This window comes from Tsuneonella dongtanensis (genome assembly GCF_001698205.1).
Classification (GTDB): Bacteria; Pseudomonadota; Alphaproteobacteria; order Sphingomonadales; family Sphingomonadaceae; genus Tsuneonella; species Tsuneonella dongtanensis.
Genome location: NZ_CP016591.1, coordinates 2,864,042 through 2,879,640 on the forward strand (window position 1 = coordinate 2,864,042; position 15,599 = coordinate 2,879,640).

The window sequence follows — 15,599 nt, forward strand, 5'->3', positions numbered from 1 at the left end:
TGATAGCCATGGACAGGAAGAAGCTGCTGCTGCTGGTGGGCGCTCTGGTGATCGCCGTCGTAACCGCCATGATGGCGCGGAGCATGTTCGCCGGGGCATCCGCCCCACAGGCCGAAGCGGCGCCGGTTCCACAGGGACCCAAGGTCCTCGTGGCCCAGCGCGTGTTGCCGACCGGCACGATTATCACCGCGGATGCGATCGGCTTCCAGCCGTGGCCGAAGGAACTCGTCAAGGACGCCTACTTCATCGATGGCGAATCGGATGTGTCGAAACTGCTCGGCACCGTCGTCCGCTTCCCGGTGACCGCGGGTGAGCCGGTGACCCAGGGTTCGCTGGTTAAGCCCGGCGATCGCGGCTTCCTGGCCGCGGCGCTTGGCCCCGGCATGCGCGCCGTGACCGTTCCGGTGTCGGCCAAGACCGGCGTCGGCGGCTTTGTGTTCCCGGGCGACCGGGTCGACCTGGTCCTGACGCAGACCGTCAAGGCACAGGAAGGCGACGGCCTGAAAGCATCGGAAACCATCCTGCGTAACCTTCGCGTGCTGGCAACGGACCAGTCGACCACGCAGGAAACCATCAATGGCAAGACCGTCGTCCGCAGCTTCAAGACGGTCACCCTCGAGGTGACCCCGAAGATCGCGGAAAAGGTCGCCGTCGCCCAGACCATCGGCACGCTCAGCCTTTCGCTGCGCTCGATTGCCGACAGCCAGACCGAGCTCGAGCGCGCCATCGCGCAGGGCGACGTCAAGATCCCCGACGGCGCATCGCCGCAGGAAGAAGAGAAGCTGCTGCGCGAGGCGATGAATCGCCCGAACGACGGTGCCACCACCTACCAGACCGGCGGCGACGTCTCGCGCTTCCAGCGCCGGACCGTCGGCACCACCTCCGCACCCGCTGCCGCGGCAGGCGGCCCGGGTGCCCCGCCGCGGGTCTACGTCGCGCCGCGTTCGACCGTCACGGTCACCCGCGGCAAGGCGTCGAGCACGGTGGTCATCTCCAAGTCCGGCCAGGTGCTCGACAGCACCGCCATGGGCATCGATGCCGCCGGTCGCACGATCGGCGCCACTACGCCCGCCATGCTGATGGTGCCGTGATGGGCATCGCAACGCGCAACAACCGCACAACCGGCAACAAACCGAGCCATTCGAGGGGCACGACCATGAAACGCCGCCTGACTGCAACGCTGCTGCTCGCCGGCCTCGCCGCCGGCCCGCTGACCGGGCTTCCCGTCCTGCCAGCCGCCGCCCAGGGCGTCGTCGCCCCGACCCGCGACATCAACCTTTCGATCGGGCGCGGCGAACTGATCAACATTCCCGGCAACATGGCCGACGTGTTCATCGCCAACGACCAGATCGCCGACGTGCAGATCAAGTCGGAAAGCCAGCTCTACCTGTTCGGCAAGGCGGGCGGACTGACCACGGTCTATGCGAGCAACAAGGCAGGCGCGATCATCTGGTCGGCCAACGTCCGCGTGGGCTCCAACATCGACAGCGTCGACCAGATGCTGGCGCTGGCGATGCCCGAGGCCAAGGTGAACGTGGCCACCATGGGCACCAACACCTTCCTCCTCACCGGGACCGTCGCCGCACCCGAAGATGCCGCCGAGGCCGAGCGCCTCGTTCAGGCCTTCGTCGGCGAAGGCGCCAATGTCATTACCCGGCTGAAGACCGCGACGCCGCTGCAGGTCAATCTGCAGGTCAAGTTCGCCGAGGTCAGCCGCTCGCTCGTTCGCGAGATCGGCGCCAATCTCAGCACGATCGACGGCAGCGGGGGTTTCCGCTTCGGCGTCGGCACCGGTCGACAGTTGGTGACGGGCGCCTATCGCACCGACGGCCCTCTCGCCGTCGGTGCGAACGTCCTCAATCCGAGCGGCTTCGGGATCGACCCGCTCACCGGCAACGTGGTTGCGATCAACGGGCCCGGCGTAAAGACGACCGGCAGCGGTTCCACCTTGAGCGGCATCGGCCGGCTGTTCGGCCTCGACATCCTCGGCGGGCTCGACCTCGCAGAGCGGGTCGGGCTGGTCACCACGCTGTCGCAGCCCAACCTGACCGCGCTTTCGGGCGAAACCGCCGACTTCCTGGCCGGTGGCGAGTTCCCGATCCCGATCAGCCAGGGCCTCGGCTCGACCTCGATCGAATATCGCAAGTACGGCGTCAGCCTGGCCTACACCCCGACGGTGCTGGCGAACGGACGGATCAGCCTCCGCGTGCGGCCGGAAGTGTCGGAACTGTCGAGCCAGGGAGCGGTCACGCTCAACGGCTTCCAGATTCCCGCGCTGACCATCCGCCGCGCCGAAACGACCATCGAGCTCGGCTCCGGCCAGAGCTTCATGATCGCCGGCCTGATGAGCAACAACTCGCAGAACACGATCGACAAGACCCCCGGTCTCGGCGACATGCCGATCCTCGGCAACCTGTTCCGCTCGACCAGCTACCGCAAGGGCGAGACCGAGCTGGTGATCGTCGTCACGCCGTACCTGGTGAATCCGGTCAACGATCGCGACATCAAGCTGCCGACCGACGGTTTCAATGCACCGGACGAGGCGACCCGCCTGTTCGGCATGCGCGACAACGCCGGCGTTACCGGTGGAAGCCGTCCGGGCCCGACGACGACCCAGGGTCCGGTTCCGGCCGCACCGGGCATCTCGCAGATCAATCCGGATGCCCTGCTTCCCTCGCAGCCAGCGGGAGAGAGCAAGCGCAAGAAGCGGCGGACCGCGAAGAACGACGCCGGTACGCCTGCGCCCGGCTTCAACCTCCAGTGAGAAGGTGAGAGTGATGACCATCAAACGCCATATCGCGGGCGCTCTCGCCCTCTCCCTAGGCCTCTCGACCGCCGCTTGCAGCGGTCCCGCCTGGGACAACGCCAGTCTGTACAGCGTCCGCCAGCCGGTGGTCGCGCGGACGACCTACACGCTCGACCTGGCCAGCGGGTACGAAGGCCTTTCGGTTCCCGAACAGCAGCGGCTCGCCGGCTGGTTCGAGGCGATGGACCTGCGTTACGGGGACCGTGTCTCGATCGAGGATCCGGTCGCCAACGGTGCCACCAAGGCTGCGGTGGCGTCTCTCGCCGCGCGCCACGGCATCCTGCTGGCGGACGGGGCTCCGGTCACCGAGGGCTATGTCCAGCCGGGCACCGCCCGGGTGGTGATTACCCGCTCGAGTGCGTCGGTTCCCAATTGCCCGAACTGGGAGCGCAAGACCGACTCGAATTACGCGAACGCGACTTCGCCCGGTTACGGTTGTTCGATCAACGGCAACATGGCGGCGATGATCGCCAATCCGGAAGACCTCATCGCCGGCCAGAAGGGCACGGGCGAAACGGTCATCATGAGCTCGACGAAAGCGATCGAGACCTATCGCGAGAAGGCCAACACCGGCGCCGGCGAACTCAAGGCCAGCGCTACAGGCGGAGGGAAGTAAGATCATGAACGCCCCCTGGAAACCCGGCCCCGGCGGTCGCGATCCGTTCGCCGCATTCATCTGCGACGAGACTGCGCTCGACACGCTGCGCCCGGTCGTCATCGAGATGGGCTGGCAGCCCGAGAAGTGCGCCAAGGGTGGACTGCGCAATGCCGTGCAGTCGCTTTCGGTCTCGGCGAGCCCGAACATCCTGATGGTCGACCTGTCCGAAAGCGGCGATCCGCTCAACGACATCAACGCGCTGGCCGAGGTCTGTGAGCCCGGCACCGTTGTGGTCGCGATCGGCCAGGTGAACGACGTGCGCCTCTACCGCGACCTGATCGCGAGCGGCATCCACGACTACCTGCTCAAGCCGCTCTCGGCCAGCCAGCTGCGCGATGCCCTGACCAACGCCCAGGCCGTGTTCTCGGCCCCGAAGAACAGCGATCCCGATGCGGTCAAGCGCCACATCTCGACCGCGATCGTCGGGACTCGCGGTGGAGTCGGCGCCTCGACGCTGGCGACTTCGCTGGCGTGGATGTTCTCGGCCGACAAGAAGCTGCCGACCGCGCTCCTCGACCTCGACGTGCACTTCGGCACCGGCGCGCTGGCCCTCGACCTCGAGCCCGGCCGCGGCCTGACCGATGCAATCGACAACCCCAGCCGGATCGACGGTCTGTTCATCGAGCGGGCCATGATCCGCGCGAACGACAACCTGGCGATCCTGTCGGCCGAAGCACCGATCAACTCTCCGCTGATGACCGATGGCAGTGCCTTCGTGCAGCTCGAGGAAGAGTTCCGTCACGCCTTCGAGATGACGGTGATCGACCTGCCGCGGAACATGCTGATCAACTTCCCGCACCTGCTGGCCGACGTCAACGTGGTGGTCCTTGCCACCGAGATGACGCTCGCAAGCGCACGCGACACGATCCGCATCCTGAGCTGGCTGAAGACCAACGCGAGCCATGCCCAGCCGATCATCGTCGCGAACAAGGTCCAAACAGGCGTGGCCGAGATCAGCAAGGCGGACTTCGAAGCCTCGATCGAGCGCAAGATCGACTTCACGGTCCCCTACGACCTCAAGGCTGCCGCCAACGCGGCCAAGCTGGGCCAGACCTTTGCCGACGCCAACCGTGGCAGCAAGGCCAGCGGAGCGATTCGCCAGCTTGCCGAGCGCATCATCGGTACGTCCGACGAGGAATCGACCGCCGACGGCAAGACCGAGAAGAAATCGCTGCTCGGCGGCTTCGACTTCAAGTCGCTGCTCGCCAAGAAGGAAAAGCCGTCCGCGAAGGTGGACGCCTGATGCGCCGCCGGCGGCGCACTGCGCGCCGCCGGTCGTCGCTCGACACGTGTAGAAGGGACGGACCGGTCCGATGAGCATTCTCCAGCTACTGCTGTTCGCCGGTGGGCTGATGGCCGTCTTGGTCCTCGGCTACTCGGCGATGTCGGGGCCCTCGACCGTCAAGGAAGGCAACCGCCGGTTGCAGGCGGTGCGTTACCGCCACTCGGAAAGCACCGACACGAAGGTCGAATCCCAGCTCAAGAAGGCCATCGCCGCGCGCAAGCCGAAGACCTTCAAGGTCGCCGGCTCGGGCTCGCGCCTCGACGCGCTGGCCATCCGGCTCGATCGTACCGGCAAGCCGTGGACCCTGACCCATTACCTCTACGCTTCGCTCGGCCTGGCGGTCGTGTTCATGGTCATCGTGTTCCTGCGCACAGGTGCGCCGCTGCTGAGCCTGATGTTCGGCCTCTTCGCCGGCGCAGGCATTCCCCACCTGGTGGTCAATTTCTTCATCAAGAAGCGCACCAACCAGTTCAACTCCAAGTTTCCCGACGCCATCGAACTGCTCGTGCGCGGTCTTCGCTCGGGTCTGCCGGTTACCGAAACGCTCGCCGTCGTCGCGACCGAGATCGAGGGCCCCGTCGGTGTCGAGTTCAAGGCCATCGTGGACCGCATCAAGGTCGGTCGGACAATGGAGGATGCCCTTCAGGTCACCGGCGACCGGCTCGGCATCCCCGAATTCAACTTCTTCTGCATCACGCTGGCGATCCAGCGGGAGACCGGCGGCAACCTGGCCGAAACGCTGTCCAATCTTGCCGATGTGCTGCGCAAGCGCGGCCAGATGAAGCTCAAGATCCGCGCGATGAGCTCGGAATCGAAGGCCTCGGCCTACATCGTCGGTTCGCTGCCGTTCATCGTCTTCACGATGGTCTGGTGGATCAACCCCAGTTACCTCGCAGGGTTCTTCAGCGACGATCGCCTGATCGTGGCTGGTCTCGGCGGGATGGTGTGGATGGGCATCGGCGTGTTCATCATGGCCAAGATGGTCAACTTCGAAATCTAACGGGACAGCACGACAGCCATGATCAGCAACGCCCCCGGACCAACGCTCCTCGGCTTCGACGTCATCGTCGTAGGCACGCTTCTGGCTGCCGTCGCGGCGCTCGCGGTCATGCTCGCCATCTACGCCGCCGTCACCGTGAAGGACCCGATGGCGAAGCGCGTCAAGGCGCTTACGGCCCGGCGCGACGAGCTGAAGGCGGGCATCGTCAAGGCGAATGCGCGCAAACGCACGAGCCTGGTTCGCCGCAACGACAAGACCGACAAGGTCAAGGACACGCTGGCGAGCATGAAGGTTCTCCAGCAGAGCCAGATCGAAGTGATCCAGCAGAAGCTGGCGTGGGCTGGGTATCGCAACAAGGAACTGGCGGTTTACGTAATCGGCGCGCGCCTGGTGCTGCCGGTCGTGTTCGGTATCGTCGCGTTCGTTGCGCTCTACGTTCTCAACGTGATGCCCGAGTGGGGCAGCATGAAGAAGCTGTTCGGCCTCACCGCTGCGGTCGGCTTCGGTTACAAGGCACCGGAGATCTACCTGAAGAACAAGGCGACGAAGCGCACCGATCTCGTTCGCAAGGGCCTGCCCGACGCGCTCGACCTGCTCGTCATCTGCGCCGAAGCCGGTCTGACGGTCGACGCCGCGTTCAATCGCGTGGCGAAGGAACTGGGCCGCGCCTATCCCGAACTCGGCGACGAGTTCGCGCTGACCGCGATCGAGCTCTCGTTCCTCACCGAGCGCAAGATGGCGTTCGACAACCTTGCCTATCGCGTCAACCTCGACAGCGTCAAAGGCGTCGTGACGACGATGGTGCAGACCGAACGCTACGGCACTCCGCTCGCCAGCGCGCTTCGCGTGCTGTCGGCCGAATTCCGCAACGAGCGCATGATGCGCGCCGAGGAAAAGGCCGCGCGCCTGCCGGCGATCATGACGGTGCCGCTGATCCTCTTCATCCTGCCGACGCTGTTCATCGTCATCCTGGGACCGGCGGCCTGCTCCATCAGCGACGCGTTCGCCGCCAAGCCCGGCCGTTCGTAATCGTGGAAGCGGCGGGGCGGCCTAGCCGACCCCGCCCTCCAGCCCTTCGGAATCGAAATCGCCGGCCGCCCCGCGAACTCTTGCGAGCAGGCTGCGGAAGGTATCGCGTTCCTCGGTCGACAAGTCTTCGAACAGCCGCGCCTCGATCTCGACCGCGAGCGGCATGATCCGGGCGTGCATCTCGCGACCCTCGGCCGTCAGTTCCAGATGGTGCGAACGCCCATCCTTCTCGTTGGCGGTCCGCGCCGCGAGACCGCGGTCCTCCAGTTCCTTGCACGCACGATTGACCGCGACCTTGTCCATCAGGGTCGCCGCGGTGAGTTCGCGCTGGGTGAGCGCCCCGGCATCGCCGAGGACCGCCATCACCCGCCACTCGGCGATGCGCAGACCGAAACGCGCACGATACGCCTCGGCCACCCGGCTCGAAACCGCGTTCGAAGTTACCGAAAGCAGGTAGGGGAGGAAGTCGGCGAGACGGGTGCTGGACGCGATTTCGGTCATCGCGGACAAGTTTCTAGGGAAACCGCTTCACTTGGCAAGTCGCAAGGCACGGCCCGCTACGGCCTGCAGCCGAGTTGCAAGTTCGACGTCGCGGGCGAACGGTGCCGTGGCCAGCGCGTCGCCGAGCGCGGTATCGATCGGCACCGGTTCGCGTGTTGCGGGCAAGAGCCCCGCCAGTGCGGCCATCGCATCGCGCGCTCGCGCGGCGTTCTCGCGCATGACCCCGAACACCTCCGCCGCGGCGACGGCTTCGCCGTCGCGCCAGCAATCGTAGTCGGTCACCATGCCGAGCAAGGCGTACGGCAGCTCCGCCTCCCGCGCGAGGCGCGCTTCGGGCATGGCGGTCATCCCGATGACGTCGCCGCCCCACGCCCGGTAGAGAGCACTCTCCGCACGGGTGGAAAACTGCGGTCCCTCAATGGCGACGTAGGTCCCTCCCCGGTGAACCACTGTTCCCGCGGCTTCCGCTGCATCCGCGACCAGCGCGGAAAGTCGCGGGCAGACCGGATCGGCCATGCTGACATGGGCGACGATCCCCGAGCCGAAGAAGCTTCGCTCGCGCGAGATCGTCCGGTCGATGAACTGATCGACGGCGACGAACGTCCCTGGCGCCAGGTCCTCGCGCAGCGAGCCAATCGCGGACAATGCCACCAGGTCGGTCGCCCCGGCGCGCTTGAGCGCGTCGACGTTCGCGCGGTAGTTCACTTCGCTTGGCGGGATGGCATGCCCAGCACCGTGCCGCGCGATGAAGCTGAAGCGCACTCCGCGCAGCAACCCGGTTACGACCGGACCCGACGGTTCGCCGAAAGGCGAACGGATCGCGATTTCCTGCGCCTCGTCGAGCGCAAGGCCTTCGTGCAACCCCGATCCGCCGATGACCCCGATGTGCCAGTCGCTCATGCGTAAAACCTATTGGTAATCGGGCTCATCCCACCAGGGATAGAAGTCGGGCATCTGGCCGCTCACCGTGTCGGGATAGGCGGGCGGTCGCTTCTCGAGGAAACTCGCGATCCCTTCGCGCGCGTCGGCGCTCCGGCTCAGGCGATAGATTGCGCGGCTGTCGATACGGTGCGCCAGCATCGGGTGCTCGAGCGAGGACAGCCGCCAGAGCATCGCACGGGTCATCGCGACCGAGACGGCCGACGTGTTGTCGGCAATCTCCCGCGCCAAAGCGAATGCCGAGTCGAGCAAGGCGTCCTGCGCGTGAAGCGAACGCACCAGACCCTTCGCCAGCGCTTCCTGCGCGTCGATCAGGCGCCCCGTCATGCACCATTCGAGCGCCGTGGGCAGGCCCACGAGCCGCGGCAGGAACCAGCTGGAGGCGGCCTCCGGCACGATCCCGCGGCGGGCGAAGACGAACCCGAAGCGCGCGCTGTCCGCGGCAAGGCGCATGTCCATCGGCAGCTGCATCGTCGCGCCGACCCCGACCGCGACCCCGTTGCAGGCCGAGATCAGCGGCTTCTTCGACTGGAACAGCCGCAGCGTCAGCCGCCCGCCACCGTCGCGCACCCGCTCGTCGGACAAATCCTCGACCGGGTTGGGGTCGGAAAATACATGCCCCCCGCCCTCCGGCGTCAGGTCCGCTCCAGCACAAAACGCACGATCGCCGGTCCCCGTGAAGACCACCGCGCGGACCCGGTCATCCCCATCCGCCTGGTCCATCGCGTCTATGATTTCCGCCATCATCGTGCGGGTGAAGGCGTTCATTTTCTCTGGCCGGTGAAGCGTGACGAGTGCCACCGGGCCATCGAGATCGTACCTGATCTGGGTGTATCCGCTCATCGCGCATCCTCTCCGTTCGCCGAGGGCATGTCACACTTGTCACACTGTCCAGACACCAAAGTGCAAAGATCCTCGGCACGCTGCTGATTTTCCCGAACGAATGCGCAAAAAGGCCGATCATCGGAGAAAACTAATACACCTGGTCACCTGTAGGAAAGCGCGTCAGCGCGGCGCCATGCGGATGGCGCCGTCGAGACGGACGTCCTCGCCGTTGAAATAGCCGCACTCGATCATGGTCATCGCGAGCATGGCGTATTCCTCTGGATTGCCCAGCCGCTTGGGGAACGGGACCGAAGCCGCCAGGGCGTCCTTCACCGCTTGCGGCGCCGCATTCATCAGCGGCGTGTTGAAGATGCCCGGCAGGATCGTGTTGACGCGAATGCCCTCGTTCATCAGGTCGCGCGCGATCGGCAGGGTCATGCCGATGACGCCGCCCTTCGATGCCGAATAGGCCGCTTGGCCGATCTGGCCGTCCTCGCCCGCGACCGAGGCGGTGTTGACGATGGCGCCGCGCTCCCCGTCATCCATCGGGTCGAGCGTCAGCATCCCGGCCGCCGACTTGGCGATGCAGCGGAACGTGCCGACGAGGTTGATCTGGATCACCCAGTTGAAGGCATCCAGCGGGAAGTGCTTGATCGAACCGTCTTCCTTCGAACGGCTCGCGGTCTTGATCGCGTTTCCGATGCCCGCGCAATTGACCAGGATCCGCTCCTGCCCATGCGCTTCGCGCGCCTTGGCGAAACCGGCATCGACGCTTTCGTCGCTGGTCACGTTGACTTCGCAGAACACGCCGCCGATCTCGTCGGCGACTGCCTTGCCCTTTTCTTCCTGCAGGTCGAAGATAGCGACCTTCGCGCCTTTGGCCGCGAGCGCGCGGGCGGTTGCCGCGCCAAGACCGGATGCGCCGCCGGTCACCACCGCGGCAATGCTGCTGTCGACTTTCATTCTGGTCCTCTCGTTCGTTCGGGGCGTACGAATCCGCCTGTCTTGGCCCAACGGCATGGCGGGACAGGTTCCCGATTGCAACGGGTTTGCGGGACCTAGGAGTTCACCGTGCGACGCTCGCCGCGGCGACTAGACCGCCTCGATGATCGTGACGTTGGCGACACCGCCACCTTCGCACATCGTCTGAAGGCCGTATTTGCCCCCGCGCGAGTGAAGCACATTCAGCAAGGTGGCCATCAACTTGGTCCCGCTCGCCCCGAGCGGGTGGCCGAGGGCGATCGCGCCTCCATTGACGTTGAGCTTGTCGGGATCGGCGCCGGTGTGCTTCAGCCAGGCCATCGGCACCGGCGCGAATGCCTCGTTGACTTCGTAGAGATCGATGTCGCCGATCGTCAGGCCTGCACGGGCCAGCGCCTTGTCGGTCGCGAACAGCGGTTCCTCGAGCATGATGACCGGATCGCCCGCGGTGACCGTCAGCGTGTGGATGCGCGCCCGCGGGGTGAGACCGTAATCCTTGAGCGCCTGTTCCGACACGATGAGCGCCGCGCTTGCGCCGTCGCAAATCTGGCTGGAACTTGCCGCGGTGATCTTGCCCCCCTCCTTGAGGAGCTTGACCGCCGCGATACCTTCGAGCGTCGCGTCGAACCGGATACCTTCGTCGACCACGTGCTCGACGTTCCCCTCGGGGGTCTCGACGGTCACGGGGACGATTTCGCGCGCGAACGCGCCCGCTTCGGTCGCCGCGATCGCCTTTCGGTGACTGTCGTAGGCGAAGCGGTCGATCTCGTCCTTCGTCATCCCCCACTTGTCGGCGATCATCTCGGCACCGGCGAACTGAGAGAACATCACACCGGGAAACCGCGCCTCGAGGCCGGGCGACTTGTAGTGGCCCATGCCCTCCTTCATGTGCAGGGTCAGGTTGGTGCCCATCGGCACACGCGTCATGCTCTCGACGCCCGCCGCGATGACCGCGTCCTGGGTCCAACTCATGACCGCCTGCGCGGCGAACTGGATCGCCTGCTGCGACGAGCCGCACTGGCGATCGATCGTGACTGCCGGACACGATTGCGGCAGCAGCTTGCTGGCCAGCACCGCCATGCGCCCGACCTGCATGGCCTGCTCGCCCGCCTGGGTGACGCAGCCCATGACGACATCGTCGACCTTGGCCGGATCGATGCCGGTGCGGGCAACCAGCGCATCGAGCGTGGTCGCCGCCAGGTCGACCGGATGCACTCCCGACAACCGCCCGCCACGGCGCCCTCCTGCGGTGCGAACGGCGTCGATGATGTAGGCTGTGGGCATAATGTCTCCGAGGTCCGTCGCCGGGGGTCGGCACGCAAATATCGACGCGGGAATGCCCCGCTTCGTGTGAGCTTCGCAAGCCTGTGACCGTTATGCAACACGTTCATGCGAATGCCCCCCAGATCGGCGATTTTGGTTTGAACCGCCGGAGAGCTTTGCCCATCACGCGGCAGTTTCAACCAAATCCTCAGGGGAAGGATGGCTGGTTTTCGACCGTCATCACCGAAACTCAAGTCGACATCTTTCAACGTTCGAAGGGACAGAACAGTGAACGTCACACAAATCGCAAAGCTATCGGCGGCATCTTGTGCCATCGCGATGGTGCTCGCGGCCGCTCCGGCAGTCGCCCAAGTCCAGGAAGAGGAAGCGGCCGACGTCAATGCCGACGGCACCCTTCCGGAAACGACCGCCGGATCGCCGATCGTCGTCACCGGCTCGCGCATCCGGCGCGAGGATTTCCAGTCGGTCTCGCCGACTTTCACGGTCGGTGAATCGCTGCTGGAAGACCGCCAGTTCAACAACGTCGCTGAAGCCCTCAACCAGAACCCGCTTTTCGGTGTTCCGGGGCAGTCGGCCACGGGCACGATCGGCAACGCCGACGTCGGCCAGAACTTCGTCAACTTCTTCGGCCTCGGCTCGCAGCGCACCCTGACCGTCGTCAACGGCCGCCGCGTCGTCGCCGCGAACGCTCCGACGGTGTTCAACAACGCCGCGCCCGGCCTTCAGGTCGACCTCAACATCATCCCGGTCGCGATGGTCGACCGCATCGAGAACGTGACCATTCGCGGTGCGCCGATCTACGGTTCGGACGCGATCTCGGGCACGGTCAACGTGATCCTCAAGAACGACTTCGAAGGCCTCGAGATCGACGGCAACTATGGCATCACCGAGCGCGGCGACGCCGAGGAATACCGCCTGAGCGGCCTCATGGGCTCGAACTTCGCGGAAGGTCGCGGCAACGTGACCATCGCTGTCGAGCATACACGGGCGAAGGGCCTGCTCGAACGCGATCGCTTCGACTTCATCTGCTCGGGCTGCTCGTTCCAGACCAACCCGGCCAACCGCGGTCCGGCCGACGGGGTGCCCGATCGCGTGCTGATCCGCGACGCGCGCGTGTCGTTTGCGACGTTCAACGGACTTCCTGCCCTGTTCTTCGGCAACCCGTTCATCGGCGCCCCGATCGAGAACGCGGCGGGCGACATCCTGCAGTTCGATCGTGACGGCAACCTCGTTCCGTTCGATCCCGGCACGCAGTACGGCATCGTGTTTTCGGACGGCGGCGACGGCATCGCCATCTCCGACATCAACACGCTGCAGTCGGGCGTGAAGCGCACCGTGTTCGCCACCACCGGCCGCTATGAAGTGACGCCGAACATTGAGGTGTTCGCCGAAACGTTGTTCGCCAGCACCAAGGGACGCGACCTGGGCAGCCAGGCCGTGTGGAACACCGACTTCTTCCCCGACGATGGCGGCGCGATCCAGTTCTCGGTCGACAACCCGTTCCTGACTCCGCAGGCGCGGCAGACGATCCAGGCCAACTGCATCGCCAACGGCCTCGACAACGCCGACGCGACCGATCCGTCGGACGACTGCACGTTCCTCATGGCGCGCTTCGGTCGCACTCTGACGCCGGGTGTGAACGAGACGTCGCAGAACCTGTACCGCATCGTGACCGGTGTGCGCGGGGACTTCGAACTCGGCGGCCGCGCGTTCAACTGGGAACTCGCGTACAACTACGGCAAGACCGAGAACACGACGTTCATCGAGGGCGTCCAGGGCCGCCGCTTCGCGTTTGCACTTGATGCCGTTCGCCTCAACGCCGCCAACATCGCCACGATCCGTTCCAATGCCAGCCTGTTTCCGTCAGGCACGCCGCTCGATTTCGTGAACGTCGTGCGCAACGGTCAGGTGCAGAACGTGTCGATCAACAACCTGCAGGCAGGCGACATCGCGTGTAATGCCCTGATCAACGTTCCCGACCCTGCCGGCGGGGGCATCAGCATCCCGGAAAACGGCGCGTTCACCGACATCAAGGCGTGCGTTCCACTGAACTACTTCGGCGAAGCGGGCACTACTCCCCAGGCGGCGGATTATGTCTCGGTGCCCTTCCCGTCAGCCACGAACATCTCGCAGAAGGTGTTCACCGGTTTCGTCCAAGGTGACCTGTTCACCCTGCCGGGCGGCGACGTCAACATCGTGGCCGGTTACGAACACCGCGAGGAAGGCGCGTCGTTCATCCCGGGTTCGGGCCTCCAGGGCGGCCAGCAGCTCGGCAACGTGGCGGTCACCGCGACGGCGGGCGGCTACAAGACCGACGAATTCTTCGGCGAGCTCCTGCTCCCGATCGTCGGGCCCGACATGGGCTGGGGTCCGTTGACCCGGGTCGAGGCCGAAGGCGCCTACCGCTATGTCGACAACTCGCGCGCCGGCTCGGCCAGCACGTGGTCGGCGGGCGGCAAGATCGGCCTCTTCGCCGATCAAGTGACCCTGCGCGGCACCTACGCCCGTTCGATCCGCGCGCCAGCGCTGGTCGAACTGTTCCTGCCGATTTCGGGTACGAACTCGCGTGGCAATGACCCGTGCGACTCGTCGCTTATCGCGGGCGGCCCCAACCCGGCCAACCGTCAGGCGAACTGCGCTGCAGCGGCCCAGGCACTCGGGTTCACTGGTCTCGCAACCTATCAGGCGCGTGTCATCAACGGCACGCAGGTGGGCACCACCGGTGGTAACCCGGGCCTGACGAACGAAGAAAGCAAGAGCTACACCCTCGGTGTGCTGCTCGCGCCCAACTTCGTTCCGGGGCGGCTCAACCTGGCGGTCGACTACGTCAACATCCAGATCGCCAACGCGATCTCGCAGTTGACGCTGACGAACGTGCTCCAGGCCTGCTACGACGCGGACCCGGCGAACTTCCCGAACCAGTTCTGCAGCCGCTTCAGCCGTGCCCCGCTCGGCGATCCCAACGGCGCGTTCCAGATTGCCCCCGGATACTCGACGGGCTTCCTGAACGCGGGTACCCGCAAGTTCCAGGCGGTTACCGCGCAAATGAACTGGTCGTCGGACCTGGTCGACCTGTTCGGCGGTTCGGGTGACATGGGGCGCCTGTCGCTCGATGGTTCGCTGTTCCACCTGATCCAGGACGACGCCTCGTTCACCGGCTTCGACCTGACCGACAACGTCGACAACGTCGGCTCGTCGAACTGGGTGGGCCAGCTCAACATCAGCTACGATCGCGACAATTGGGGTGCCTTCTGGCAGACCCGTTTCGTGGATGCGGCCGACGTGAACAACCAGGACTCGGCCGAAGCGCGCGATTTCCTGCGCGTTCCGGACTACTGGCTGTTCAACGCGGGCCTTTCGTTCCGCCCGAGCGACCTGATGGAGTTCCGTCTGACCGTGAACAACGTGTTCGACAAAGCTCCGTCCGATGTGGCTGGCGCGACCGCCAACGGTCCGTTCGCTTACGACCTGTTCGGTCGCAGCTACCGGATCGGCGCGAAGCTGACCTTCTGAGGTAGGCCCGTCGCTTCAAAGAGAAGGGCGCCCCGCGGGGCGCCCTTTTTTTGTCTGGCGGTTACACGGCCCGTTGGTCCGGCCCGAACTGGAACGTCTTCAGCGCACGCGTTCGACGCCGAGGAAACCCGTCTTGCCTTCGAAGGTGAGGCGATATCCAGCGAACTTGCCCTCCTTGATTTCGACCTTCCAGCCCGCGCGAACGCTGCCGCGGTAGTTCTTCGCGGCGGTCGACCGCCAGATCTGACCGTTGTCCAGCAGGAGCACGTGATTGCCCCGCTGGTCGGTAAGGACTTCCGTAATCGTGGCCTGGATCGCCTTGCCGTCCATCGGGGTCTCGGTCGACACCGCAGCGGACGCTTGCCGTTCGGCGCTGTCCGGCCGCGCGGCACGCTCGCGCTTTTCGATGTCCGCTTCGCTGAATCCGAAGTTCTCGACCGCGTCCTCGCGTTTCTTGCTTTCCTTCGCGGCCACCAACGCTTCTTCCCGGGCATATGTGGCATCGAAGCATTGCAGGCGCGCAGCGTTGTCCTCGATTCGGCTGCACGGCTCGTAGGGGCTCGGCTCGCGGTCTTTCGCGGCCGAGGATGTAGCCAGAATGGCCAGCGATGCCGCAAGCGCGGCGCGAGAAATCTCGGAAATCGTCATCTAGAGTCCCAATCGTGAGGCACGCGGCGGAAATGCGCGAACGCCTCCTTTTCCGCCGAGTTGCCCTGCCGCGTCAATATTCTCGAATGCGCTGCAGAACTATGTCACCACGAAGCCCACTGCGGTCCGT

13 protein-coding genes are annotated in these 15,599 nt (G+C 65.4%); 7 read left to right on the forward strand and 6 right to left on the reverse strand.

What is annotated here, in order from left to right; all coding sequences use genetic code 11:
* Positions 1-8 precede the first annotated feature (8 nt).
* The 6 genes from cpaB (at position 9) to A6F68_RS13975 (ending at position 6,778) form a co-directional block, all read left to right on the forward strand.
* Positions 9-1,091, forward strand: coding sequence for a Flp pilus assembly protein CpaB (gene cpaB / locus A6F68_RS13950; protein ID WP_067681430.1), 1,083 nt, complete (start codon positions 9-11; stop codon positions 1,089-1,091).
* A 65-nt stretch (positions 1,092-1,156) separates the two neighbouring features.
* Positions 1,157-2,764 carry a type II and III secretion system protein family protein gene (locus tag A6F68_RS13955; protein ID WP_084001936.1) on the forward strand — a complete coding sequence of 536 codons (1,608 nt, stop codon included), beginning with the start codon at positions 1,157-1,159 and terminating at the stop codon, positions 2,762-2,764.
* Between the two features lie 13 nt (positions 2,765-2,777).
* The gene (locus tag A6F68_RS13960) at positions 2,778-3,422 is read left to right on the forward strand and encodes a CpaD family pilus assembly protein (protein WP_067681436.1); all 645 of its coding nucleotides are present in this window, start codon (positions 2,778-2,780) and stop codon (positions 3,420-3,422) included.
* A gap of 4 nt (positions 3,423-3,426) precedes the next feature.
* Entirely contained in the window at positions 3,427-4,707 is a 1,281-nt protein-coding gene (locus A6F68_RS13965; RefSeq protein ID WP_067681439.1) for a pilus assembly protein CpaE, read from the forward strand.
* A 70-nt stretch (positions 4,708-4,777) separates the two neighbouring features.
* Positions 4,778-5,749 carry a type II secretion system F family protein gene (locus tag A6F68_RS13970; RefSeq protein WP_067681442.1) on the forward strand — a complete coding sequence of 324 codons (972 nt, stop codon included), beginning with the start codon at positions 4,778-4,780 and terminating at the stop codon, positions 5,747-5,749.
* Positions 5,750-5,767: 18 nt separating this feature from the next.
* Positions 5,768-6,778: a type II secretion system F family protein gene (locus A6F68_RS13975; RefSeq protein ID WP_067681444.1), complete on the forward strand. Its 1,011-nt coding sequence runs from the start codon at positions 5,768-5,770 to the stop codon at positions 6,776-6,778.
* Between the two features lie 21 nt (positions 6,779-6,799).
* Here the strand turns inward: A6F68_RS13975 and A6F68_RS13980 are convergent, their stop codons facing one another.
* The 5 genes from A6F68_RS13980 to A6F68_RS14000 all read right to left on the reverse strand — a co-directional run bounded on the left by A6F68_RS13980 (position 6,800) and on the right by A6F68_RS14000 (position 11,308).
* A complete protein-coding gene (locus A6F68_RS13980; RefSeq protein ID WP_067681446.1) occupies positions 6,800-7,279 on the reverse strand; it encodes a MarR family winged helix-turn-helix transcriptional regulator in 480 nt (159 codons plus the stop codon).
* Between the two features lie 27 nt (positions 7,280-7,306).
* Positions 7,307-8,179 carry an S-methyl-5'-thioadenosine phosphorylase gene (mtnP, locus tag A6F68_RS13985; RefSeq protein WP_067681448.1) on the reverse strand — a complete coding sequence of 291 codons (873 nt, stop codon included), beginning with the start codon at positions 8,177-8,179 and terminating at the stop codon, positions 7,307-7,309.
* Between the two features lie 9 nt (positions 8,180-8,188).
* Entirely contained in the window at positions 8,189-9,061 is an 873-nt protein-coding gene (locus tag A6F68_RS13990) for a crotonase/enoyl-CoA hydratase family protein (protein WP_067681451.1), read from the reverse strand.
* 162 nt (positions 9,062-9,223) lie between these two features.
* Entirely contained in the window at positions 9,224-10,006 is a 783-nt protein-coding gene (locus tag A6F68_RS13995; RefSeq protein WP_067681454.1) for an SDR family NAD(P)-dependent oxidoreductase, read from the reverse strand.
* Between the two features lie 129 nt (positions 10,007-10,135).
* Positions 10,136-11,308, reverse strand: a complete 1,173-nt coding sequence (locus A6F68_RS14000) for an acetyl-CoA C-acetyltransferase (RefSeq protein WP_067681457.1) — start codon at positions 11,306-11,308, stop codon at positions 10,136-10,138.
* 267 nt (positions 11,309-11,575) lie between these two features.
* Here A6F68_RS14000 and A6F68_RS14005 point away from each other — a divergent pair, with 267 nt between their 5' ends.
* Positions 11,576-14,821: a TonB-dependent receptor domain-containing protein gene (locus A6F68_RS14005; RefSeq protein ID WP_198152624.1), complete on the forward strand. Its 3,246-nt coding sequence runs from the start codon at positions 11,576-11,578 to the stop codon at positions 14,819-14,821.
* A 99-nt stretch (positions 14,822-14,920) separates the two neighbouring features.
* Here A6F68_RS14005 and A6F68_RS14010 read toward each other — a convergent pair whose 3' ends face one another.
* Complete coding sequence (locus tag A6F68_RS14010; protein ID WP_067681463.1) at positions 14,921-15,469, reverse strand: hypothetical protein; 549 nt, start codon at positions 15,467-15,469, stop codon at positions 14,921-14,923.
* Between the last annotated feature and the right edge of the window lie 130 nt (positions 15,470-15,599).

Excerpts from the sequence above, each read along its gene's own strand:
- cpaB (WP_067681430.1), top strand. The coding sequence starts at position 9 with ATGGACAGGAAGAAGCTGCTGCTGCTGGTGGGCGCTCTGGTGATCGCC.
- A6F68_RS13955 (WP_084001936.1), top strand. The coding sequence starts at position 1,157 with ATGAAACGCCGCCTGACTGCAACGCTGCTGCTCGCCGGCCTCGCCGCC.
- A6F68_RS13960 (WP_067681436.1), top strand. The coding sequence starts at position 2,778 with ATGACCATCAAACGCCATATCGCGGGCGCTCTCGCCCTCTCCCTAGGC.
- A6F68_RS13965 (WP_067681439.1), top strand. The coding sequence starts at position 3,427 with ATGAACGCCCCCTGGAAACCCGGCCCCGGCGGTCGCGATCCGTTCGCC.
- A6F68_RS13970 (WP_067681442.1), top strand. The coding sequence starts at position 4,778 with ATGAGCATTCTCCAGCTACTGCTGTTCGCCGGTGGGCTGATGGCCGTC.
- A6F68_RS13975 (WP_067681444.1), top strand. The coding sequence starts at position 5,768 with ATGATCAGCAACGCCCCCGGACCAACGCTCCTCGGCTTCGACGTCATC.
- A6F68_RS13980 (WP_067681446.1), bottom strand. The coding sequence starts at position 7,279 with ATGACCGAAATCGCGTCCAGCACCCGTCTCGCCGACTTCCTCCCCTAC.
- mtnP (WP_067681448.1), bottom strand. The coding sequence starts at position 8,179 with ATGAGCGACTGGCACATCGGGGTCATCGGCGGATCGGGGTTGCACGAA.
- A6F68_RS13990 (WP_067681451.1), bottom strand. The coding sequence starts at position 9,061 with ATGAGCGGATACACCCAGATCAGGTACGATCTCGATGGCCCGGTGGCA.
- A6F68_RS13995 (WP_067681454.1), bottom strand. The coding sequence starts at position 10,006 with ATGAAAGTCGACAGCAGCATTGCCGCGGTGGTGACCGGCGGCGCATCC.
- A6F68_RS14000 (WP_067681457.1), bottom strand. The coding sequence starts at position 11,308 with ATGCCCACAGCCTACATCATCGACGCCGTTCGCACCGCAGGAGGGCGC.
- A6F68_RS14010 (WP_067681463.1), bottom strand. The coding sequence starts at position 15,469 with ATGACGATTTCCGAGATTTCTCGCGCCGCGCTTGCGGCATCGCTGGCC.